General features: G+C 55.2%; 16 protein-coding genes. 14 read left to right on the top strand and 2 right to left on the bottom strand.

The window, feature by feature from the left end; all coding sequences use genetic code 11:
- Nucleotides 1-160: 160 nt before the first annotated feature.
- The 12 genes from BLX24_RS23895 (at nt 161) to BLX24_RS23840 (ending at nt 15,304) form a co-directional block, all read left to right on the top strand.
- Complete coding sequence (locus BLX24_RS23895; protein WP_177225911.1) at nt 161-952, top strand: SMP-30/gluconolactonase/LRE family protein; 792 nt, start codon at nt 161-163, stop codon at nt 950-952.
- A gap of 273 nt (nt 953-1,225) precedes the next feature.
- Complete coding sequence (locus BLX24_RS23890) at nt 1,226-3,046, top strand: hypothetical protein (RefSeq protein ID WP_143092781.1); 1,821 nt, start codon at nt 1,226-1,228, stop codon at nt 3,044-3,046.
- A 123-nt stretch (nt 3,047-3,169) separates the two neighbouring features.
- On the top strand, nt 3,170-3,718 hold the full coding sequence (locus BLX24_RS23885) for an RNA polymerase sigma factor (protein ID WP_071505737.1): 549 nt from the start codon (nt 3,170-3,172) through the stop codon (nt 3,716-3,718).
- The gene (locus BLX24_RS23880) at nt 3,715-4,314 is read left to right on the top strand and encodes a hypothetical protein (RefSeq protein WP_071505736.1); all 600 of its coding nucleotides are present in this window, start codon (nt 3,715-3,717) and stop codon (nt 4,312-4,314) included. Before BLX24_RS23885 ends, BLX24_RS23880 begins: the two co-directional genes overlap by 4 nt.
- The gene (locus BLX24_RS23875; protein ID WP_071505735.1) at nt 4,311-5,246 is read left to right on the top strand and encodes a hypothetical protein; all 936 of its coding nucleotides are present in this window, start codon (nt 4,311-4,313) and stop codon (nt 5,244-5,246) included. The genes BLX24_RS23880 and BLX24_RS23875 overlap by 4 nt, the downstream gene beginning before the upstream one ends.
- Nucleotides 5,247-5,290: 44 nt before the next feature.
- Nucleotides 5,291-6,037 (top strand): hypothetical protein, encoded by a 747-nt coding sequence (locus BLX24_RS23870; protein WP_143092780.1) that lies wholly within the window; start codon nt 5,291-5,293, stop codon nt 6,035-6,037.
- A 358-nt stretch (nt 6,038-6,395) separates the two neighbouring features.
- Nucleotides 6,396-7,058, top strand: a complete 663-nt coding sequence (locus BLX24_RS23865) for an RNA polymerase sigma-70 factor (RefSeq protein ID WP_083422144.1) — start codon at nt 6,396-6,398, stop codon at nt 7,056-7,058.
- 57 nt (nt 7,059-7,115) lie between these two features.
- Nucleotides 7,116-8,111, top strand: coding sequence for a FecR family protein (locus tag BLX24_RS23860; protein WP_071505732.1), 996 nt, complete (start codon nt 7,116-7,118; stop codon nt 8,109-8,111).
- A 445-nt stretch (nt 8,112-8,556) separates the two neighbouring features.
- Complete coding sequence (locus BLX24_RS23855; protein ID WP_083422147.1) at nt 8,557-11,655, top strand: SusC/RagA family TonB-linked outer membrane protein; 3,099 nt, start codon at nt 8,557-8,559, stop codon at nt 11,653-11,655.
- A 41-nt stretch (nt 11,656-11,696) separates the two neighbouring features.
- Nucleotides 11,697-13,547 (top strand): RagB/SusD family nutrient uptake outer membrane protein, encoded by a 1,851-nt coding sequence (locus BLX24_RS23850; RefSeq protein ID WP_071505753.1) that lies wholly within the window; start codon nt 11,697-11,699, stop codon nt 13,545-13,547.
- Nucleotides 13,548-13,554: 7 nt separating this feature from the next.
- Nucleotides 13,555-14,238 (top strand): DUF3823 domain-containing protein, encoded by a 684-nt coding sequence (locus tag BLX24_RS23845; RefSeq protein ID WP_071505731.1) that lies wholly within the window; start codon nt 13,555-13,557, stop codon nt 14,236-14,238.
- Between the two features lie 85 nt (nt 14,239-14,323).
- Nucleotides 14,324-15,304, top strand: coding sequence for an arabinan endo-1,5-alpha-L-arabinosidase (locus tag BLX24_RS23840; protein ID WP_071505730.1), 981 nt, complete (start codon nt 14,324-14,326; stop codon nt 15,302-15,304).
- A gap of 49 nt (nt 15,305-15,353) precedes the next feature.
- Here BLX24_RS23840 and BLX24_RS23835 read toward each other — a convergent pair whose 3' ends face one another.
- On the bottom strand, nt 15,354-17,240 hold the full coding sequence (locus BLX24_RS23835; RefSeq protein WP_071505729.1) for a hypothetical protein: 1,887 nt from the start codon (nt 17,238-17,240) through the stop codon (nt 15,354-15,356).
- 41 nt (nt 17,241-17,281) lie between these two features.
- Nucleotides 17,282-17,980 carry a BclA C-terminal domain-containing protein gene (locus BLX24_RS23830; RefSeq protein WP_071505728.1) on the bottom strand — a complete coding sequence of 233 codons (699 nt, stop codon included), beginning with the start codon at nt 17,978-17,980 and terminating at the stop codon, nt 17,282-17,284.
- 335 nt (nt 17,981-18,315) lie between these two features.
- On the opposite strand from BLX24_RS23830, the gene BLX24_RS23825 reads away from it, so the two are divergent.
- The gene (locus BLX24_RS23825; protein ID WP_071505727.1) at nt 18,316-21,969 is read left to right on the top strand and encodes a beta strand repeat-containing protein; all 3,654 of its coding nucleotides are present in this window, start codon (nt 18,316-18,318) and stop codon (nt 21,967-21,969) included.
- 132 nt (nt 21,970-22,101) lie between these two features.
- A complete protein-coding gene (locus tag BLX24_RS23820; RefSeq protein WP_071505726.1) occupies nt 22,102-24,897 on the top strand; it encodes an ATP-binding protein in 2,796 nt (931 codons plus the stop codon).
- The last annotated feature ends 51 nt before the right edge of the window (nt 24,898-24,948 follow it).

The raw sequence follows: 24,948 nt of genomic DNA, 5'->3' as shown, positions 1-24,948 counted from the left end.
TTGGCGTCTAAGCACATTAGCACTCCCGCTGGCTCAACAGATTGCAAAAGTAATGGGCGGGAGGCCAATAAATGAGCGGTTGGCTAAACAAACGGGCATAAAACTGACTTTATGAAAAGAAGCACGTATTAACGTGTTGTAATTTACTCAGCTAATGAACATGAAAACAACAATACTTAAGACGGATCTACGGTTTCCGGAGGGACCTGCGTTTGATGATGCAGGACGGCTCTGGTGCGTAGAGCAGGAGGGCGAGCGCTTATTCTGCCGTCATGTCGATGGAACAAGCGAACGAATACAGGTGGGCGGTAAGCCCAACGGACTCACGAAAGGGCCTGATGGCTGGCTCTATTTCTGCGATTCAGGAAAAAACGCCATCCGGCGGCTTCATCCCGAAAACCGGCAGGTAGAAACGGTGCTGGAGGCCATACATGGCCAACCACTGAATATGCCTAACGACCTGATTTTTGATCAATACGGTAATTTATTATTCAGCTGCCCCGGCCCGCCCGACGACGATGTACATGGCTACGTGGGCGTATTGACAACCAAAGGCAACACAGATATCATAACAGAAGGCTTACGCTACCCGAACGGACTGGCTATGCTGCCCAACGGGACCAGCCTGCTGATTGCCGAAACGCACCGGAAGCGCATCTGGTGCGGACACTGGGATGCCGTCAGCCTGACCTGGGAAAACATCCGTGTCTGGGCTGAAACCGGCGAAAAGGGCTTTGGCCCCGACGGGTTGACGGTAGGCCCCGATGGTAATTTATACGCAGCGATATACGGCGGGAGCCGGGTTCAGGTGTTCGATCAGGATGGAATTTCGGTCAGCGAAATCAGCATCCCCGGCGAAAACCCGACCAACCTGACGTTTAGCCCCGATGGGTATCGGCTGATTGTTACCGAAGCAGACAAAGGGCAGTTGCTGAGTATACAGCTTTCATAGAGCGGCATTTCAACCGCCCGTTTATACTGATCAGAGCAGCCGCAAGCTGCCGAAGGCCGGACTTTTACTCCAGCCTTCGGCAGCTTGCGGCTGTCTTATTTCGGGACGGCTGGCTGGCAGTACCTGAATTGCCTACTGGCCGGTAAGTAACCGATTTTGGGGGTATCATACCTTTATCCGATTGTGGTGCATGGTTTTTTCTGCCTGTTTTACATCCGCAACCCGTACCCTCTTATCGGGCAAGGCTGTCTGAAAAACGGATACTTAAGACGTATGAAATACACCTGTAAGTTACTGATACTTTGCCTGCTCGGGCATTTTACGGCCTTCGGTCAATATATGGGCATTGGCGGAGCAACTAATCCCCAATATCCGCTTGATGTGAATGGCCAGATCCGGATCCGGCAGCAGGCCACCAACGGGGCCGGTATATGGTTCAATAAACCGGACAACACGCTTGGCTCCTTTATCGGGCAAACGGCCGCCGGTCATTTCGGAATCGCCAACAATGCGGCAGGCAACTGGAGTTTTGTTTTTGATCATACAAATACCCGGATCGGCATCGGAACGGATGCACCGGTCAACCCATTGACGATCAGGTATTCGGGTAATGGTTTTGCCCAGATTAGTGAGAACGGAGCTGTTAGTCTGGGAACGTATGTCAGTAATACGTCAGCGTATATCCAGACCAACTCCAACCATCCGCTGAGGTTTGCCACCAACAACGCCAACGCGCAGATGACGCTGGCAACCAATGGATTTGTAGGAATCGGTAACCTGACACCTGCCTACCCGCTGTCGTTTTCGAATTCGGTTGGCGATAAAATTTCGCTCTGGAGCACCAATCCCGCCCTGGCCACTGCACCGCATTACGGGTTGGGTATTCAGGGGGCGCGGTTTCAGCTGTTTGCCCCGACGGCCACCGATAATATTGTGTTCGGCATTGGCAACTCCGGCGACTTTACCGAGAATGTGCGCTTTACGGGCGATGGCAAGGTAGGAATCGGCAGTGTGTCGCCCGGGCTGGGCGGCCTGGTTGTGGATAAAAAGGTAGGGGCTGTCAACGCTGTGTTCGGGGCAAATACCAGTGGGATCGCCATCGAAACCAACTGGCCGGGTATTGGGTTCAACAGCTATTTTAATAATGGCCGCAAAGCCATCACCCCCGGATTCGGAGCCCTTATCGGGCAGGATCCCATTTCCGGAAGGATGTACATCATGAACAGCCCGGTTAGCATCGCCACGGCCAATGGCGATATGGCAACCGTGGAGCGGATCAGTATTTTGCCCAACGGCAATGTCGGCCTCGGCACGATCAATCCGGCCAGTGCGCTAACGGTTAAGCCGGTTTCAGCCGCCATCGGATTAGACCACACCAGCCCCGACGGAACCGTGCGTGTAGGTACTTATGCCAGCAGTACAGGCGGCGGAACAGCGGCCATTCAGACGCACAGCAACCACCCGTTGTCGTTTGCTACCAACGGCGGTTCACCCCGCATGACCATCGGGACCAATGGCAATGTCGGTATCGGGACAACCGATCCGCAGGCCAGATTACATGTCTCAGGTAGTGTGCGGCTGGCAACGGGCGATCAGGGCAATGGTAAAGTATTGACCTCGGATGCGGAGGGGGACGCAACGTGGCAGAAAGCCGGTTACGGAGCCGTAGAACTATTCGGAGGGAACGTTCAGGTGGGCAGTATTTTTGTCTTTATTGCCTCGGGCGAACAGATTGTTGTGCCGGAGGTGCAGGATGATGACAATCGATATACGGATGGTAACTACACGGTTGGTAAAGCCGGGTATTACAGCATTAACGGAAGACTAACCGCCAGCTTCAGTAGTAGCGGTAATTCCTCATTTTCATACAGGTATGCGGTCCGTATTTTCGTGAACGGTGCCTCCCGCCGGACAGGCACCTATGGATACACGTCGTATAGTGCCAATGCGTATGATACCACGCGGTATCCGGCCACACTCAATTCAATTATCTATTGTGAAGCCGGTGATGTGATTTCCTTTCGGCTGGCTACGCAGGACTCTACCGGCAACTGGGGTTTATCCAGCGCCCAGTTTACGATTATCAAATTATAACTGTCAGCAGCATTAACGTCCTGATCTGTGGTAAAATCTGCCATGGATCAGGATTTTTTTTTACCCCTTTCCAACTTTTCGGGTTTGCCGATGCACTTTAGAGCGTAATCATCTAAACATCGAATGTTTCGCTTGGCAACCCCTCCCGACATATCCGAACGCGACCTGATTGAGGGCTGTCTGAGCCCGGCGTTGCCGACCCGTCGGGCGGCGCAGCGGATGCTGTTTGAGCGCTACAAACGAGCGATGTTTTCAACCGCATTCCGCCTGCTGAATGATTATGATCACGCCAACGACGCGTTGCAGGATGCCTTTGTTGACATTTTCCGGAGCCTCGATACATTCCGCTACCAGTCGACGCCGGGGGCGTGGATGAAAACGATTGTGGTACGGCACGCGCTGCGTAAACAGCAGTTTGAAGGCCGGTTCATCAGCCTTGACGAATCCCTGCATGATCTGCCGGTACCGGAACCGGATACGCTGACGGGGCAGGAACTGGAGGCCGCTATTCTGGCGCTTCCGGTAGGGGCACGTACGGTATTTCTGCTGATTGAAGTAGAAGGCTACAGCCACCGTGAGGTCTCGGATATGCTTCAGATCTCGGAGGGAACGTCGAAATCACAGGTTAGTTATGCGAAAAAATGGCTGAAAAAACGGCTTCAACGATCATGAATCAATTACCCGAACATGACCCGCGCCCTGACCTCTGGGCCCGCATTGAGGCTGACCTTATCCATGAAGACCGGCTTGACCGGTTGCTGAGCCAACTGCCTGAACATGATCCGGGCGATGTATGGGCGCAGCTGGAGATGCGGGTTCAACAAGGTGAAAGCGGTGCCGCCGGCGAAACACCAGTACGGCGGATTGGCCGGTCTGTCGCCACACGATGGGTCGCCGCCGCCTCGCTGGCCGGCTTACTGGCGGGCTGGTTCTGGTGGCAGAATCTGCCCAAACCGGATGAACGCATAACGGTTGCCTGGTCGACGGAAACGACGGTAACGACACGGCAGCACCCTGATCAGACAGCGGCCGACGCTCACTTCATGACATTTGTGGAGCAGCATTGCCGGCAGGAAGTAGCTGCCTGTAGCCGCCCTGAGGTAAAAGAACTGAAAGGCCGGCTGGACGACCTGAACGACCGGAAGGTAAAAATCGAGGAAAAGCTGTCGGTTTTCGGTAATGATCCGGCGCTGGTACAGGCACAGATAAAAATTGAAAATGAGCGTGCTGAGGTGGCGAAGCAGCTCGTACGCGAACTACGGATATGAGAACAGGCAGGTATTCGGGCCGGGGCCTCTTGTGGTTACTGGTCTGCATGTGGTCAGCAACGATGGCACAGACGCAGGTACAGGTTGTGACGAAAACGATCGAAAAAGAGTTGCCTTATGCCGACGGCCAACCCATCCGGCTGATGGCACAGAAGTCCGATGTGATCGTACGAGGCTGGAACCGGCCGGTGGTAGGCATCCGGCTTCGGCTTATTGCCAAACATCCGGACCGGGCGGTGGCTGAGCGGGAGCTGGTCTATCACCAGTACACGTTGCAGGCTACCGGTACGGGGCTTGATCTGGCCAATCGCTTCGTGATTCCGCAATCGGCCGGCAAGCTGAAAAGTCAGCTGAAGGCCGTTTTCGAAGTGAATGTGCCAACCCGTTCGCAACTGACGATCAATGATGCATTCGGCGATATCAGCCTGACCGAATGGGCAGGCGAGGGGTCGGTAAGCCTGGAATTTGGCCGGCTGACGCTGGAGGAAGTCGGTGGCCGGCTGACGATCACGTCGGAGTATGCCGATATCGACGGGCGGCAGGTGAATGCTGTGCTGACGGGAAAAACGCAGAAGGCCGAAGTCAGTCTGCGCGGACTGGGCGGCACCGTGAAGTTGTACTGTAAATACGGTAAGCTGGTGATCTGGCCGAACGCTGCCACGCTGGAGAGCCTGCAGGTCGACGCGGCTGGTACGGACATCATGGTTATTCCGAAGCGGATCGAGGAGTATCAGTATGGGGTTCTGTCGGTCTACAGCACGGTACAGGTCCCCGACGGCTTCAGGGAGTTTCTGAAGAAAAAGGGCGTGCAGCAGCGTTTCGACTGGCCGGCTTCCGGCCGCAAACCGCCGATAAAGATCGATAACGAGTACAGCCCGGTGATCATTCAACCACTTTCGGATACTAACGCGTCAACGGGGAAGAAATTGTAAAACCACTACGCTTACACTACGAACCCTACTACTAATCTGATCGCATGAAAACCATCGCTACCCTTGTGCTTTTTATAGCAATCACCGGCAAACTAATGCCCTTACAGGCACAGACCATAAAGGACACCGTTCGTGTAGAGTACACACAGGAGACAGTGTCTTTCCCGGCAAAAACTGATCCGGAACGTGCAAAAGCTGAAAAAACGGCTATTGACGAATTATACAGCCGCAGCCGTGAGGAACGGACATTGTTTATGTTGCGGTTTACAGACGGCCTCCAGCCCAGCTTTATAACAAACCGGCTGCCAGTACAGGAACGGGCTGGCTGGGTTGGCCTTGAAACCGGTGTGGAACATAAAGTGCATCCGGCCTGGGCACTGCTCGGAAGCGTACAGGCCGGATTTGCCGGTGGCCGCCGAAACGGTTTTTCGTACAAGGGCTATAGTCTGGACGGGATTGGCGGGGTGGCCTGGTATCCGTGCATGATGCGGATGATCCGGAAGGGTAAATCTGCAAATAACTTTTTACGCCAGACCTACATCTCAGCCTTGCTGGTAACGACTATCCATGACCGCATTACGGCTACCCGTCTGGACAGCGGTGAACGCTGGCAAACCAACCTGAAGCCCTACAACCAGCTGATTACAATCCAGATCGGGCAGCACAGCCGCCGGACAAAATGGTTTGATTACAATTTTTCGTTCGGGGCGGGCTACCTCATTGGCCCTGATCCGGGCATCCGCCGGCATATACAGGCCGTTTTCCGGTCATGCGTTGGTTTAGCCCTGTAGAGCCGCAAGATGTTGCGGCTCCGCGTGCGTCAGCCGTATGGCGTCAGCTATCCTATTCTTCCTTAAACCCCATCGTCAGCGGGCAGGGGACCTCCACCGCCCGAGCCGCAAGATATTGCGGCTCTACAGTTGCGCCAGCTATCATCAGAAGTGCTGTACATGTCCGGAATTTCTTTAATGAGAATTTAATCATTCAGATAAAACTGGCTATATATTGATCAAAATACGCTTAATCGATAAAAAAACATGATAAAATAGAGAAAAAAAGAGCGTTTTTTTAACCTGCGAGTATAGGGATTCGCTTACTTTACTTGTCTATGATGAGTACAACGATTGTAGGTGAAAAACACAATTTTATATGAACGCTTCTTACTCAACGCATTCGCAGGAAAAAACACAGTCGTCTGTGTTCAGACCCTCTGTTTGTAAGGAAGCTTTAGTTATGGACGATGAGTTGGTACTCCGGCAGGCTTTTGCCAGCGATCCGCGCAAGGGTTGTGAACTCCTGTTCCGCCGATACTACACCAATCTCTGTAACCACGCCATCCGTTTTGTTTATTCAAAGGAAGTCGCGGAAGACATTGTCGCCGAGCTGTTTGCCAATTTCTGGTACAGCCGGGTGTTCGATGAAATCAGCACCTCCTACCGGGCGTACCTCTACCGCGCCGTCCGGAACCGCGCCTATAACTACCTTGCCTGGCAGTTTCAGCGTACGGATTCGATGGATGCCATTGAACACATGCCCGTCGACACCACCCTGAAACCCGATGAAGTATTGCAGTATTCCGAACTGCATCAAAAAATTGAATACGCCATTCAGCAACTGCCGGCCCAGTGCCAGCGGGCCTTTCTGCTGAAACGAATCGAAGGAAAGAAGTACACGGAAATTGCCGAAGAAATGCAGATCGGCACCAAGGCGGTTGAAGCCCTGGTGAGCCGTGCACTGACCCGTCTCCGGGCTGAACTGAAAAACGACTGGTTTCTGGGGCTGTCCGGACTGGTGATCTTATCTATTCTGTAAACGCGGCAGGAATTCCCTTGAACTCCTGACTATACACCGCAAAACAACCTGACGATAATGACACCGCTACCTAAAGACATCCTTTTCGATTTTTTCGACGGCAAGGCCACGCCCCTGCAACGTAAGCTCATTGAAGACTGGCTGCTGATACCGGCCAATGAAGAGTTATACTACCAATACCTCGATGAATGGGAAACCCGCCATATGCAGTTTTTCCCGTCGGTCGATGAGGCACTGACGCAATACAAACAGGAGATGGCCGGTGAACGGCCCCGCCGCATCAGAGCATTGTACGATCCGCCGGAGAGCCCTTTCCGGTTTCAGCGGTGGTTCTGGTGGAGCATTGCCGCCTCCATTATTCTGCTGGTAACGGCCGGCGGGGTATTCTTTCAGGACCAATGGCGCTACATCACCTACCAGACCGGATTCAGCGAAACCGCCACGCACCGGCTACCCGATGGCTCGGCCGTAACGCTGAATGCCAACTCGTCGTTACGGGTACCGCGCTTTGGCTTCGGCCAACACGGGCGGCAGGTCTGCCTGACGGGGGAGGCCGTCTTTAAGGTGGCTCACCTGCCCAACCACCAGCGGTTTGTGGTCGACATGGGACGGGGAATACAGATTGAGGTACTCGGGACCGAATTTGTGGCGTATGCCCGCAACCGCGGACAACATGTTTTTCTGCACAAGGGGAGCATTAAGCTGGATTTGCCGCAGGGCAAACAACTGTACATGAAGCCGGGAAACCTGTTTACGGTGGATGCCCGCGGCCACGGACAGCTTACCGAAACCGCACCGGCCCAATCGTATCTCGCCTGGCAGCACCACTGGTTTCATTTCGACAATACCTCACTGTCGGAAGTAGCCCAACAGATCGACGAAGTATTTGGTGTTCAGGTGGTTATTCCTGATTCCGGGCTGGCACGGCGACGTATTGCCGGCAACTTCAAGGCAACAAAGGCAGATCAGCTCCTGCGGAGTTTATCGGAATTACTCAACGTAAAGATCACCAGAACCAACGACCATATCGAATTACGAACACTTACCCTTTAATTTAACTTCTCCTATGCACCAACCTTTCCGACCAGGAACCTTTTTGGTTCTACTGGGGCTTTCCTGTTGCCATACGGGTATGGCACAGCGGGTATTACTGGCCCGGCAGCAGGCCAAACCTGCGGCATTGATGCAGCCGTCCGGGACATCGGCGCGGCAGTTGAAAGATGTGCTGACCGACCTGAGCCGGCAACATCGTGTAAGCATTTTGTTTGAAGAAACAACCGTTCAGGGTCTGACCGTTCCGGGTAAGTCGCTGACAGCGAGTGGTAAACTGTCGCGGCAGCTCGCTCATCTGGTAGAGCCTTATGGCTTGCAGGTAAAGCAGGTGAGCGACCAGACGTTCCTGGTCTTTCGTAAGCAGACAAAGGCCGTACCCACAGCCAGCCTGGCCAACACACTCCAGCCACCACTGAGTGCTGAACAAACCCCTGCCGGTAATACGATGGCCATGAATCCGCTGGCAATGCGGTCACCAGGGGTGTCGCCGTCGTCGGCAGATGTTCAGGTAACCGGTACGGTGACCGACGAAAAAGGCGACGGCCTGCCGGGCGTTAACGTGGTGATCAAAGGCACTACCAAAGGGGTAACCACTGATGCGACCGGCGCGTTCCGGATGAGTGTGCCTGACCAGAATGCGATCCTGGTATTCAGTTTTGTGGGCTACACATCGAAAGAGGTGGTCGTCGGGGCTAACACCCGGATTGCGGTCACGCTCGTAGCCGACAACCAGACGCTTGAAGAGGTGGTGGTCGTCGGGTACGGTACACAGTCGCGGGGAACGGTGACCGGCGCGGTCGGCAACGTAAAAGCCGACGACATTATCCGGACACCGGCTGCAACGACATCAGGAGCGCTGGTAGGCCGTGTGCAGGGGATTACCGCCCGTCAGGCCGATGCGCGTCCGGGCGGGTCAACCAGCATTCAGATCCGGAACATGGGTACGCCGCTGTTCGTTATCGACGGCATTACGGCCGATGCAGGGCAGTTCAACAACCTCGGGATCAACGATATTGAAAGTATTTCGATCCTGAAAGATGCCTCGGCGGCGATTTACGGCCTCCGGGCGGCCAACGGGGTTGTGCTCGTAACGACCAAAAAAGGTAAGGCCGGTCAGAAAACGTCGATCAACCTGTCGGGCTATTACGGCTTACAGAACTTTACCCGCTATCCGCGCCCGGCCAACGCCTATCAGCACGTGCGGGCACTGGTCGAATCAGACCAGAACCGGGGTATTACGCCGACTATTACGCCGGAAGAACTGGCCAAGTGGCAGGCCAACACCGAAAAAGGCTTTCAGAGCTTTGACTATTACGACATGGTCATGCGGCCGAACGTACCGCAGTACTACCTGAACGCCAGTGCGTCGGGTGGTTCGGAGAGCGTAAACTATTACTTTTCGGTGAGCCACCTGAATCAGGACGCGTTGATCCGCGACTATAACTTTAACCGGACCAACTTCCAGGCAAACATTGATGCTGGTCTGTCGAAACGCCTGCGGGTCGGTACTCAGATCAGCGGTCGTCTGGAAGATCGGTTTCAGGTCGGGGTGCCGGGCCTTGACGATTACTTCAACCCGTTTCTGAGTATTTTCTCGATGTGGCCGACGGAGCGCCCGTATGCCAACGATAATCCGAAATACATCAACCAGACCCACAACGTAAACGTAAACCCTGCGACTTACAAGAAGGAAGTAACGGGGTATATCGACGAAATCTGGCGGGCGGCTAAGGGCAACTTCTACGCCCAGTATGACTTCGATTTCGGGCTGAGCGCCAAGGCGACGTATTCGTATAACTTCACAAATTTTGATTTCGACGGGTTCGAATACACCTACAACGCCTATACCTACGACGCCAAAACCGATACCTATAACCTGGTGCCGGGCGGCGGTAACCAGAACCCGTGGCGCGAACGCCGGAAACGGAACGTCTCCGACCGCTTTGCGCAGTTGCAGCTGAGTTATAACAAGCAGTTTGGTGTACACGGCATCTCGGCGGTAGCGGCCTACGAACGAACCGACTCCGACAACAAATACCTCGTAGTGCACACCGTGCCGCCCAACAACTACATTCCGTTGATGTCGTTTGCCAACCAGGACCTGCTGATCGACGAATGGAACGTGCAGGCGCGGGCGGGCTATATCGGCCGGGTAAATTATAACTACAAACAGCGCTACCTGCTTGAGGTACTGGGCCGTTATGACGGATCATTCCTCTTTGCGCCCGGCAAACGCTACGGCTTCTTCCCGGGCGTGTCGGCGGGCTGGCGGATTACGGAAGAACCGTTTATGCAGGGCCGCACGAAGGTACTGAACGAACTGAAGCTCCGGGCTTCGTATGGTAAAACGGGTAGTGACCTGATCAACGACGGGTTTATTGTGGCTCCGTTCAGTTACCTGCCAGGCTATAACTTCCTGCAAGGCAGTGCGATCTTCAACGGCAACTACGTCATTGGGGTACGGCCGCGCGGTCTGCCGATCACGACCCTGTCGTGGGTGACCAACATCTCGTCCAACATCGGGGTTGACTTTGCCTTGCTGAATTCAAAACTGTCGGGTCAGTTCGATGTGTTTGAGCGCCGCCGGACCGGTCTGCCGGCCGCCCGGTATGACGTGTTGCTGCCCAGCGAAGTGGGCTACACGCTGCCAAACGAAAACCTGAACTCGGACGCACACCGTGGTCTGGAAGGGGTACTGACCTACCGCAGCAAAGTCCGCGACATTGATTTCTCGGTAAGCGGTAACGCCACGATTTCCCGCCTGCGCAACATCAGTCAGTACAAACCGCGTTTTGGCAACTCATGGGATGAATACCGGAACTCAGCTGTTGACCGGTGGGCAAGCGTGAACTGGGGGTATCAGGTAATCGGCCGTTTCAAGTCGCAGGAAGAGATTGATAATTATGCGGTTAACAACGACGGGCAGGGCAACCGGACCCAGCTCCCGGGCGACTTTATCTACAAGGATGTCAACGGCGACGGCATCATCAACGGCCTCGACGAGCGGCCGATTGGCTATGCTGAAGGCGCCAACCCGTACCTGAGCTTCGGCGGGAGCATCAACCTGGGCTACAAGGGCTTTACGCTCCAGGCCGACTTTGCCGGGGCGTCCCTGCAATCGTTCCGGCGCGAAGTGGAGATGAAGATTCCGTTCCAGAACAACGGTACGTCGCCGAACTACATGTTTGAAGACCGCTGGCACCGCGCCGATCCGTACAATGCCGACAGCCCGTGGGTAGAAGGGACGTATCCGGCCATCCGGAAAGACAATACCAGCCACGTGAACTTCAGCCGCCGGAGCGATTTCTGGACAACGAACGTACGCTACATCCGGCTTCGTAACCTCGAACTGGGGTATAACCTGCCGGTTCTCTTTACGCGCAAGTTTGGGGTGAATCAGATGAAAGTCTACGTCAATGCGACCAACCTGATTTCACTGGATAACGTGAAATCGCTCGGTATTGACCCTGAAATTTCGTCGAACGGTGCATTGGTGTATCCGCAGCAGCGGCTGTTTAACACCGGCTTCAACCTGACCTTCTAAACGATTCCGGAACGATGAACGCGAAAGGCTCTTTATTCTCCATGAAAACATTCCATAGATTACTCATCATAGCGGCCCTGTCTGCCCCCGTAACGGCTTGTAAGGAGGAGTGGCTCGAACGGCAGCCACCAAACATCATCCTTGAAGAACAAGTCTGGAACGACCCGAACATGATTACCGGCCTGCTGGCAAACTACTACGACCGGCTGCCGGCCCACTCGCAGATCGACGTCGGCTGGGCGGAGTTTGCGGCCTACGACGAAGCGATGTGGTCGGGCAACGACGATGCGCGGAACAACATTGTTTCGTATCCGTTTGACCGCTGGCGGTTGTGGGATTACGGCCTGATCCGCGACATTAACCTGGCGCTGGAAAGTATCGAAAAGTACGGTACAACACTGACAGCCAGTCAGAAAACGCTGTTTTCGGCGGAGTTGCGGTTCCTGCGGGCGTACCAGTATTTCGAGCTGGTGAAGCGCATGGGAGGCGTACCGCTTATTACAAAGCAGCTGATTTATGACTTCAGCGGCGACCCGACCCCGTTGCAGCAGCCACGGGCGAAGGAAGAGGCTGTCTATGACTTCATTGCCAGCGAACTCGACGCGATCAAAGACCAGCTGGGCAACGCCGGCAGCAACACGCGGGCCAATAAGTTTACGGCGCTGGCGCTGAAAAGCCGGGCCATGCTCTATGCGGCGTCGATTGCCAAATACAACAACCGGATGGGAGCCCCTATTACGACACCTGGCGGCGAGGTAGGCATTCCGGCATCGCGGGCGAATGACTATTACACTAAGTCACTCGCGGCGTCGAAGGAGATCATCACCACCGGCAACTACTCGCTGTACCGCGTGAATCCGAACCTGGGCGAAAACTTCTTCGAGGCGATCACCAAGAAGATCAACAACGCCGAAGTGATCATGGCCAAGGATTTCCTGACGGCTAAGGACAAGCGCCACGGATTCAGTTACGACAACATTGCCCGGAACATCCGCGAGGATAACCTGAGCTCGTCGAACGTTACGCCGACCCTGAATCTGGTGGAGGCGTATGAGTACCTCGACGGCACATCCGGTACCCTGAAAACCCGCACCGCCGACGACAAGGATTTTATCTACTATGATAAGCTGAGCGATGTCTTTGCCAACAAGGATGCCCGGCTGTATGGTACGGTCATTTATCCGGGAACCTCGTTTAAGGGCGCGGAGGTGCAGATTCAGGCGGGTGTTATGGTCTGGAATGCAGCCAGCAACAGCTACCAGACCATTGAGTCGAACGTGCTCGGATCGACCTATACCGACGGCAGGCTGCTGACGGGTGCGTCGGGGCCGCAGCGGTCGCAGACCGAAGTATCCAACACCGGTTTTTACCTGCGTAAATACATTGATCCGGCGCCGCTGTCGAGCACGCGCGGTATCCGGAGCGACATGTGGTGGGTGCGTTTCCGGCTGGGCGAGGTGTTGCTGAATGCGGGTGAAGCGGCCTTCGAACTGGGGCAGACGGCCGAGGCCCTGACCTACATCAACCGTGTCCGCGAGCGCGCCGGTTTTGGCCCCAACAGCCTGACGGCGCTGACACTGGCGCGGATTCAGAACGAGCGGCGCGTGGAGCTGGCCTTTGAAGATCACCGCGTATGGGATCTGATGCGCTGGCGGATTGCCCACGAGGTCTGGAACGGCAGCCCGACCAACCCCGATGCCGTGATGTCGGCGCTGTATCCGTACCGTATCGTCCGCCCGGGCGATGCCCGCGACGGGAAGTATGTGTTTGTCAAACTGACCGCGCCGCGCTTCCGGGCCCCACGGTTGTTCCAGATGGGCAACTATTACTCGTCGATCGACCAGGCGGTGATCAACAACAACCCTAAAATTGTCAGAAACCCATTCCACTGATCCAGTCATGAAATTCCAGCACTTGATTTTCCCGGCACTGATGGCGCTTGCGGGCCTGCTGACGGGGTGTGAAAAAGATAACTATGCCGAACCGAAGGCCACTATCAGCGGCCGTGTGGTGTACCAGAATCAGCCCATAGGCGTGCGCTCAAACGGAGTACAGCTCGAATTATGGCAGCGCGGCTATCAGCTGTTTACCAAAATCCCGGTGTATGTCGACCAGGATGGCTCGTTCTCGGCCACCGTGTTCGACGGTAACTACAAGCTGGTGCGGCTGCGGGGCAACGGCCCGTGGGTCGACAATACCGATACCATTGATGTGCAGGTCCGTGGCTCGGCTACCATCGATGTCCCGGTACAGCCATACTTTACGGTCGCCAATGAAAAATTCCAGAAAGCCGGCACCGCCATTACCTCCACCTGTAAGATTAATCAGGTGCTGACGACGCGGGCCATTGAGCGGGTGACGCTGTATGTAGGGTCAACCCAGTTTGTTGATATCAATAACAACGCGGGCAACGTCAGCAAAGCCGGTGCCGACCTGGCCGATCTGACGAAGGAACTCAGCTTTACGATGAACATCCCGTCGTCGGTAGCCAGCAAGGCGTATGTATACGGTCGGATCGGCGTGAAGACCGTCGGGGTCGCCGAAATGCTGTATTCACCGGTACAGAAAATACAGTTGAAGTAGCGCTTTAATTAGAGTAGATTAGAAGATGATTGTGTAACCCCTCGCTGGCTTCAGATGAGGGGTTATTTGTTCCCGAAAAAACAAGATGCGCCTCACTGCTTTGTTCATAATCCTCCTGAACGCCGGGTCGTTGGCCTGTGCCCAGACTGCGCCCGTGCGGATTCCGGTCCATGACCCCGTCATGATCCGGCAAGACAGTATATACTATACCTTTGCTACGGGGCGTGGCATTTCGGTCTGGTCATCCCGCGACCGCGTAACCTGGAAGGCCGAAAAGCCGGTATTCAGTACCCCGCCGGACTGGGCTGTCAAGGCCGTGCCTGGCTATCGGGGGCATACGTGGGCACCCGACATTTCGTTTCACAATGGCCTGTATTACCTCTATTATTCGGTGTCGGCGTTCGGGAAAAATACGTCGTGTATCGGTGTCGCCACCAACAAAACCCTCAACCCCGCCGATCCGGCGTTTGGCTGGCAGGACCACGGCATGGTGGTACAGTCGGTGCCGGGGCGTGATAACTGGAACGCTATTGATCCCAACCTGATTGTCGATCAGGACGGTACACCGTGGCTGGCCTTCGGTTCGTTCTGGGACGGGATTAAAATGGTCCGGCTCCGCGATGACCGGAAAGCCGTTGCCGAACCACAGGAGTGGGTGACGCTCGCCAGCCGTAAGCGCAGCAACGGCGCCGACGATACGCAGGCCGGTGACGGCGCCATTGAAGCCCCCTTTATCTTCCGCAAAAACAACTACTATTACCTGTTTGTCTCCGTTGACTATTGCTGCAAGGGGCCACAGAGTACGTACAAAATGATGGTTGGCCGCGCCGAAAAGGTCACGGGGCCGTATGTCGATAAAACCGGCAGAAAGATGGTGTCGGGCGGAGGGTCGCTGCTGTTACAGGGCGATGCCAACTGGTATGGGGTGGGGCATAATTCGGTCTACACCTTCGACGGAGCGGACTACCTCGTCTATCACGGCTACGACGCGGCCGACAACGGTAAATCAAAGCTGCTGATCCGGCCGCTCAGCTGGGATGCGGAGGGGTGGCCGGTCGTGAAATAAACATCGTTCTCCGGACAGATACTGGTTTGTCCGGAGAACGATGCCGCTATTATGGACAGGCGGTTCCGCCAACGATAAACGTACGGGTGTCGGTACTTTCATACCCGCAGGCGTTGCGGAACGAAGCCGTAAACGTATAGGTACCCGGTTTGGTAATGTTGAGCGGTGACAGTGTATAGGTGCCTGGCTTCCGGTAAACCGTACTGAAAATATACCCACCCGGACCTTGTGTCACAAAAGAAGTACCGGTGCCGCTTCCCGAAAGCTGAACGGCGCAGTTGCCGGGCCCCAACGTACCTGTTATGGTGATCGCATTTGCCTGAGCCGTTACCTGCGTACAGTTAACGGTAACTGCTGCGGTGGCAAACGCCGGACAACCGTTGCTGGTACCGGTCACCGTGTAAGTCGTTGGTTGTGTCGGGCTGACGACAATACTGGTGCTGGTGGCGTTGGTCGACCATAGAAAACTATCAGCGCCCTGCGCACTAAGGGTTACACTTTGCCCGCCGCTGATGGTCGTACTCGCCGGTGAAACAGTCACAACAGGGGTCTGGTTAACAGACAGCGAGAAGGCGTTGGCCGTTACGCTGTTACAGCCGCCCGTAATAACCAGCGCATACGAACCGGCATCAGTCAGTGTCAGAGGATTGAGGGTTAGTGTCGCTCCGGTCTGCGTATTAAGCGGATTCCCGTTTTTATACCACAGATAAGACGCTCCGGCACCGCTGACACTAACCGGCAGGCTTAGACGCTGCCCCGTACAAAGCGCTGTGCCGGCGATTGGTTGCTGCAGAATCGCCACCGCCTCGCTAACGGTCAGGCTGAATGCGGTGCTGGTGATACTCGAACAACCGCCGGTAATTACCAGGGAGTAACTGCCTCCGCTGGCTACGCTCAGGCTCGTCAGATTCAGCGTGGCCGAGGTTTGGGTGCTGAGGCTAACGCCGTCTTTATACCACTGGTAGGTTGTTGAGCCGTTGGTGCCGGTCACCGTTACCGGAACCGTCAGGTTCGTTCCTGCGCAGACGAGTGTACCGGAGGGAAGTTGTCCGGTAATGCCCGGCACGTCGAAGGCGTTGGCCAGTGTAAACAGGCCGCTTAGATTGGTGGCCCCGTCTGAAACGACAACGTTGCCGGTGATGCCCCCGTTCCGTTCCCGGCTCAGGGCGGTCCACTGCGAACCGGTATAGACGGCCACCCGCAGGGTAGGAGAGTTAAGTGACAGATTGCTGGTTGCTACGTTCTGATTTGGCAGGCCGACGACCGCCGACCCGCTGCCCGTTGTATGGTCGATCTGCCAGTATTCCTGCCCCGAAATAGCCGACAGACAGAGCAGTGAGCTGTTGTTTGGTGGGACATTCTGAACATAGTGTGCCGTGTATGTATCCGTTGTGCTGCCCTGAACGGTCAGCTGCGCGGGGCGGGAGGCGGTTCCGTTACCCAGGGGAAACGTAAAACTATCATCCCCGATCTTACGGACAGGGCCTGCCACGTGCGCCGCGTTCGACACCCCGCTGCTTTGGGCGTTATCGGCGAACACCAGCAGATTCGTGGCGTCGGTCTTCACAATCCCGGTGCTGAAACTGGCCGATTGGGTAACCCAGAGCGGGGTTTGCAGGTAGACGGCCGTACCGGAGGCCGAATTGCTGACGGTCAGGGAGCTAACCGTAATGGCCGTCGGGCTGGTCAGGGTCTGGGAGGTTGTGCCATACAACCGTAGCTGACCCTGGGCCGACGTCAGCGAACCGGCATCGGTAAAGCTGGCTTTCAGTGCCAGTTGCCCGTTGAGTGTCAGTTGCCCTGTATTGGTTAGTGACTCGCCCGACGAAACGATGCCGGTATTACCAATATACAAAATGCCCTGGTTGACAACCTGGGCTACTGCCTGAACCGCCGGTAGCAGAAGCAGGCAGAAAAAAAGAAGGAAATGTTTCATGGGGTACTTAGCGTTTACGTGTCCATTGAGACATTTCTTTCCTAGTTCAATTGTTGGATGGTTAATGATGCACCATTGCCGGTTTGTAACGTTGCTGCCCCCAATAGCCCGAAAAGCTGTAACGAAATGGTAGTGCCGGCGGCTAACGTTACAACGGTCTCTGCTGCAAAATGGCTTTGCGATGATGCCGGATTAATTGTGCTGGCTACATTTGCCGTCCCATCGATGAGCAACCGCGCTCCGACGAGCAGTGCCGCTGTTAAGTTTACACTATATGCCAGTCTATACGTTCCGGTCGTACTAATCACAAAGTTTGTATTCGCTCCGTTGGTTATTACTGAGCTGAAGTTCTGCGCATTTGGCAAAGGAATTTCTGTTCCGCCCAATACAACGGCAATGATTGATCCGGAGGTGTTCGCTGCGTATCCATACGAAAGTGCACTGCCGCTTCCACCACCCGTACTCAGCATTTTCCAGTCAGGAGAACCCGGCGTGCCACTGTTATAATAGAAGCCTTCGGTACCGCCAGTCTGATAAACGATCAGGCCCTTGGCCGGGCTGGTGACGGAGGCCGTACTGGTAACCCGCGGAATGAGCAAGCCTTTTGAGGTAGACTGAATTTCGAGTTGTGCGCTGGCGTCGGGTGTCGTAGTGCCAATACCAACCTGAGCCTGAGCCTGTAAGGCCATGAATAAACCAGTAATGACAAGAGCGAGAAGGGTTTTGTACATTGTTTTCATACGAGCATAAACGTGTTAATTGGTTAAATAAAATTGTTTTAGTGTACTCTTTATGCGGCTTTGGGTTACTATTTATGTATTTTTTGTGAAAAAGTGAGTTAGTTACCCGAAAGTTATCGTATGGCCTGCGGGTAGGCAGGCAGGTAGAGGTGATACAGAAAACAACAAGAAGAGAAAAATCACTCGCACATACGTGAAACAGGATTATGTAGCGTCAAATGTGGCCTGACATGCCGCTTTGTCCGAAAATCAACAGGATTTGTCCGGAAATTGACAAGGCAGGAGAAACCGGATAAGGATCTTTACGCACCTAAACAGGCTTACGTTTCTTATCTATGTCGATCATTACTAACTCTACAGGCTACCGCCGGGCAGACCGCGCACTACTATGCCGAATCGGCTGGTTAACCCTGCTTTTCTGGGGCTTTTATCAATCCGGTTACGGACAAACCATTATTCAGGTGACCAATACCGGCGATAGCGGCCCGGGTACGCTGCGGCAGGCGCTGGCCGATGTTGACGGCAGCAGCGTACCGGGCACCTTTACCATTACGTTTACCGTGTCGGGTACCATTGCCCTCACCAGTCCGCTGGTGGCTCCGGCCGACAAAGATGTGACGATCACCGGACCCTCGGCGACTACAACCGCGATTACCCTGAGCGGCGGCGGCCCATCCAGTGATTTTTCGATCCTGGACGTACCGGTGGCCGCTACCCTGACAGTCCGTTACCTTAGCTTTGCCAACGGACATACCAGCGGGAATGGCGGGGCTATCAGCCTTGGCGGAGGTACCCTGCGGCTGGCGTACGGCTATTTCCACGAGAACCAGGCCGGTAATTTCGGCGGGGCGATCTATCAGGGTGGCGGATCGTTTACTATTACCAACAGCACCTTTGCCGGCAATACCGCCATCAGTAACAGCGGAGCAATCCACAAGGGCAGCAGCGACGATGGCCTGATTGATAACTGTACCTTCAGCAGCAACGTCGCCCGTGCCGGCGGGGCCATTGAAGCTTCGTTCGGTAGCCTGACCATCAGCAACAGTACGTTCACCCAAAACCAGGCTGTAGGAGTCACCAACTCGCCCGGCGATGCGGATGGCGGGGCCATCTATGGCGGTAACGGCGATGCCCGCGTGACGATCAATAACTGCCTGATCGCGGGTAATACTTCATCCGGCGGCGGACAGGATATACGTAGCGGCTTCAATTCATCGACCGGGCATAACCTGATCGGAAACCCGGCAGGAGCTACGCTGGATGATGTGACAACGGGTAATCTCACAGGCATGCCGGCATCGGTGGTACTGAGTCCGGTGCTGGCCACCAACGGCGGAGCTACCCCCACGCATGCCCTCCTTACTGCCGGACCAGCCATCAACGCCGGCCCTCCTGCCAGCACAGACCCCGATCAGCGGGGGCTGCCCGTTTTCGATACCCGGCGCGATATCGGGGCTTTTGAATCGCAGGTGACACCGCTGGTGACAGCCACCGGCAGCGTGTCGGCTGCCTGCAACGGGGCGGGCGGGTTTTCGCTGACGGTAACGGGCGGCACGAGCGGCTATGCCTACCGGCTGACGGATGGGGGGAGTTTTACCGCGCTCGCCGGTGCATCACCCTATACCGTTTCTGTCACGACCGCCGGTTCATACACGGTTACGGTACAGGACGGGGCGGGTAATCTGAGCGTACCCATGCCGCTGACCCTGACCGGCCCGCCGACCATAAATATTGCCGCGACGCCATCGCTGTTTATCGTATCGGGTCAGCGCACGACCCTGACCGCCTCGGGTGCCGGATCGTATCAGTGGTCGACGGGCGAGAATACCGCCGCTATCTCCGTGAGTGTAGCGGGGCCTTATTCGGTGACGGGTACCACCGGCAGCTGTTGGGCCGTTGCCAGAGTAACGGTGGCCGTTCCGGCCTGTAACACAGTGGTGTATGTAACGCAGGCGGGGGCAGGTGCGCAGGACGGGAGTAGCTGGAGCCATGCCTTCTCCGGCACCGCCCTGCAAACGGCCATTCAGGTTGCGGCAGCCTGTGGGGCACAGGTGTGGGTGGCGCAGGGACTCTATAAACCAACCGTCTACACCGGTCCCGAGAGCCGGACGGTGAGTTTCTTTATTCCTGACGGCGTTCAGGTGTATGGTGGCTATGCCGCCGGTACGAACTCCCGCACAACCTTTCCTGGCAGTACCACGCTGAGCGGTGATATCGACAATGACGGATTACCCGGCAATAATAGTTACCATGTCGTTCGCTTCCTGAATGCCGGTAATCAGACCCGGTTGGATGGGGTTGTGATTACAGGAGGGAACAGTAATGGTAGTTCATCTGCTGACGCCGGTTTGGGAGGAGGTGTTTTTAATGACGGCGGTTACGGCGGCAGTAGCAGTCCAGTGTTAGCAAATGTCTATTTTTTAGAAAATAATGCAGTTGATGCCGGCGGGGCCATGTATAATAATGGGTTCAGAGGAGCAAGTAGTCCGACCCTGATTAATGTCAGCTTTACGCGTAATTCAGCGCGGAATGGCGGGGCCATGTATAATTATGCCAGTGAAAACGGAGTGTCTAATCCGGTACTGACCGATGTGAGTTTCAGTTCCAATTCGGCTGCTTACGGAGGCGGAATGTATAGTAATGCCTACTTTGGCCTGTGTAATCCTGTGTTGACAAATGTGCATTTCAGTAGTAATTCGGCGGTAGAGAGTGGCGGTGCGATTTATAATGACATTAATTGTAGTCCGATATTCACGAACTGTAGTTTTACCAATAATTCAGCGTTTAACGGTGGTGCGATGCGTAACTATTTTAATAGTAATCCCTCCTGCACCAGCTGTATTTTTCAGAACAACACGGCAGCCGGATCGGGTGGGGCAATGTATAACAATAGTTCTAGTAGTCCCTTATTGACCCACTGTGTGTTTCGTGGTAATACGGCTGTAGATGCTGGTAGTGCTATGATCAATAACGCATCATGCAGTCCCATACTGAAGGACTGTATATTCGAGTATAATTCGGTAGATCTTGCGTCGATATCAGGAGGGACTGTAACTACTTATTCCAATAGCAATGCGATTATTACCAATTGCATCTTTACCAGTAACTCTGCACCGGTAGGGGGAGCAATAAGCAGTGATAATTCCGGTCCTGTTATAACCAACACGGTGTTTACCCGTAATCTGGCCATAAAGGGCGGGGCGATATACATACTCGGCAATACCGACAAACCGGTACTAACCAATGTGAGTTTCAGCAATAATTCAGCCGTAACCGGAGGGGCTTTGTCAATTGTGAATTATGAAAGCGTTAGCCTTGTATTAACCAATAGCGTGCTGTTCGGAAACGGGAGTGCAAACGCAATAGAGGCAGTTACCAGTACGGGTGGAGGGCCAAGTCCTGTCATTGCTGCTGATGCTACAAGCCTGCTGATCCGCTTTTCATTGGTAGAGGCAGGGGTTAACCCGGCCATGTATACGGCCGGCCCCGGCAACCTCACCACCAGTACTTCTCCCTTTGTGAGTGACAGTGACCTGCAGCTTGCTACCGGTTCGGTGGCTATTAACGCCGGCGACATAGCCAGCCTGACGGCAGTCAACGGCCCTTATTCGGCCACGGCCCTGCCCGCTACCGATCTGGCAGGGGTACCCCGCATTGTCGGCGGACGGGTAGATATGGGCGCCTATGAGTCACAGACGGCTTCGCCGCCTCTCCCGTGCGGGCTTCCGCCTGCGGCCATCAGCTTCCGGGCGAGCGGGGACATCGGGCCGGACAACTGTAGTGTGCCGCTCCTCGCCACCGCCACCGGCGACCGCTTTGTCATGACCGGCCCGTCGGGCTATGTCTATTCGACCGTTTACCGGAATGCCGGGACGTACTCCGTAACGGGGCTCAATGTCCGGCAGCCAGGTGTGTATACCCTGACGGTATACAGCGGCAGTTGTACCGCAACCTATACCACAGAGGTGGCTGGTACGGCCTGCCGGTAGGACTGGAATTTACCGGTCTTAGCCGGGAATTAACTTTATTGTACGTTGGTGCCAATCCGGGTAAATGAAATTATCGTACTTTGCCAGTACCGGTAACGTGTGATATGGTCGTTTACCCGGTTGCCTGACTGTATGCGGAGTTACGTCTGTCTGATGATTTTGTTTTTGCTGGCGTGTCATGTTGGGTTGGCACAGCCGGTTTACCTGAAGTCCGATACGGAAACACTCAACCTGTGTCCGCTGGTGTCGGTATATGCCGATCCGGCGGGGACGCGTTCGTTTGATCAGGTCCGGCAGCAGACGTTTATACCCCACCGGCAGCAGTCCTTTCAGTTTGGTTTTTCAAAACAGGTCTTCTGGTTCCGCTTTACCCTTGATCCCGGTACCGCCCCGAAAGACCGGCAATGGTATCTGCTCTGGAGCGATGGCCTGCGCGACCGGATCGACCTCTATGTGCCGCAACCCGACGGTAGCTGGTCGGTTTTAAAAGGCGGCCTGATGACGCCGGCCGCGCAGAAAGCCTACAAGGGATTGTTTCCGGCCTACTCTCTGGGGGCAGTAACCCGCCCGCAGACCTATTACCTCCGCCTCGAAGCCAGCGAATCGATTAACGGACTTCTGACGCTCCTGACCTATCAGGCGTATATCGACAGCTTGCCGGGCAGCCTGGCCATGGTGTGGCTGGTCATCGGGATTCAGTTGCTACGGGTGTTTTACAATATCATTCTGGCACGGTATGTCCAGGACAGTTCCTTCCGGTGGTATGTCTTCCATACGGTCATTGTCACGGCGTCGGTGCTCGGCTCCTTCGGCGTGACGGGCAACCTGCTGGGAAATTACCCCATACTGGCCAGTTTTTTCAACGTGGCGTTTTTTGAATTAATGCCGGCCACTTACACCCTGTTTATTTATTCCCTGCTGTCGGTGCGGCGGCATTATCCTAAGCTGCGGCCGGTGTTTTTCGGTATCGTGGCCGTCAGTGTGCTGCAACTGGTGTGCCATGCATTTGTGCCCCGGATGTTTCTGTTGCAGGCAAATAATTACCTGTTTCTGTTTACCGAAGCCTTTCTGATTGCCATCTGTAGCCATGCCCTGATCCGGCGGGTGCCGATGAATACGTACCTGCTTATTCCGTGTTTCATCACCCTGGTTCCGTTTATTTTTCTGAACCTGCGGTCGCTGGGCGTCATTGCCTATGACTGGATCTATCCACTGATCTATGCGACGAACTTCCTCGAAATTGTAGCCCTGGCGCTGGTGTTGGGGAAAATCATTGAGGCAGCGGAACAAAAGCGGCTGGCTACGGAAAAAGCGCTCTTTACGGAGAAGGTCGAAGCCGAAAAACTGGTGGAGCTGGATGCGCTCAAAACCCGCTTTTTTACCAATATCTCGCACGAATTCCGGACGCCGCTGACGCTGCTGATCGGGCCGCTCAGTGATCTCGTACAGCGGTTCCCGGCCGAAGAGCTTTACCGCATCATGCACCGTAATGCCAGCCGGTTGCAGACGCTGATCAATCAGCTGCTGGACCTGGCAAAGCTCGACAACGGGCAACTGAAACCTGATCTGCAGCCGGGTGACCTGGTCGCTGATATCCGGATACGGGTGTTTGCCTTTGAATCGCTGGCCGCTGCCAACCGGATACAGCTGTCGCTGACGCAAGACCGGTCGGCGTTTATCGCCGGTTACGACAGCGACAAACTGGAAAAAATCATAACAAACCTGATTGCCAATGCCCTGAAATTTACGTCGGCCGGCGGATCGGTTACGGTGAAGGTGTCTTACCGTGATGCGGCGCTGGTGCTGACCGTAACCGATACCGGAACAGGCATTGCGCCCGAACATCTGCCGTTTATTTTTGACCGCTTTTATCAGGTGGATGCCAGCCAGCGGCGCGGCTACGAAGGAACAGGCGTCGGGCTGGCATTGGTGCGGGAACTGGTTCGTTTGCTGGACGGGGATATTAAGGCCGACAGCCAGTTGGGAGCCGGTACCACGTTTACCGTTACCTTGCCGGTACAGGCCCTGTCCGGAACGGAGCCGGTGGCAGAAGCGGATGCCGTTGTTGTACCGGTCCGGCCTGAGTCTGCGGAACCGGTCATGGCAACGTCGTTTCCGGAGGAAGCAACCCATCAGCCTGTGGTGCTGATTGTCGAAGATAATGAAGACCTCCGGACCTACGTCCGGTCAATCCTGAACCCGTATTACCGGATACTGGAAGCCACCGACGGGCAGGCGGGGCTGGATCAGGCCCGGCAGGCGGTTCCTGATCTGATCGTAACCGATGTAATGATGCCGGTGCTCGACGGCATCACGCTGTGCCGCTACCTCCGTCAGGACCAGGCCACAAGCCATATACCCGTTGTGATGCTCACCGCCCGGGCTGCCCTCGATGACCGGTTGCAGGGGCTCGGAACCGGCGCCGATGATTACCTGACCAAGCCCTTTGTGGCGCAGGAATTACTGGTCCGCGTACAGAATCTGCTGGCGCGGCAACAGGTGATCCGGGCATATTTCCGGGAACAGGTAATCAGGCCTGCGGGAGCAACGGCTGCCCGGTCAATACCGGAACCGGTGTTTACGGTGCAGCAACAGGCGTTTATTGATGAATTGTACCGGCAGATTGATCTACAGCTCGAAAACGTTGAGTTTGATGTGGAAGGGCTGGCTAAGTCGCTGGCCATGAGCAGCCGTACGCTGGCCAGAAAACTGAATGCATTGCTGAATATGACTGCCGGTGAAGTAATCCGGACGTACCGGCTGCGCCACGCCGCTGAACTGCTCAAATCGGGCCTGAGTCCGAGCGAAACCGCCTATCGGGTCGGATTCGATAATCTGTCTTATTTCAGCCGTGTCTTCCGTGAATATACCGGGTCGAGTCCCTCAGATTATGTCCGGCAACTGAAAGAGCCTTCCGGTCAGGAATAATCCCGCCGCAAAGCGGAGCGTGTCCGGAAATCAACAGGATTTGTCCGGAAA

The sequence above is a fragment of the Arsenicibacter rosenii genome (assembly GCF_001870735.1).
GTDB lineage: Bacteria > Bacteroidota > Bacteroidia > Cytophagales > Spirosomataceae > Arsenicibacter > Arsenicibacter rosenii.
The sequence above is the reverse complement of the archived record's forward strand: the minus strand, read 5'-3'. Positions and strand labels throughout refer to the sequence as shown.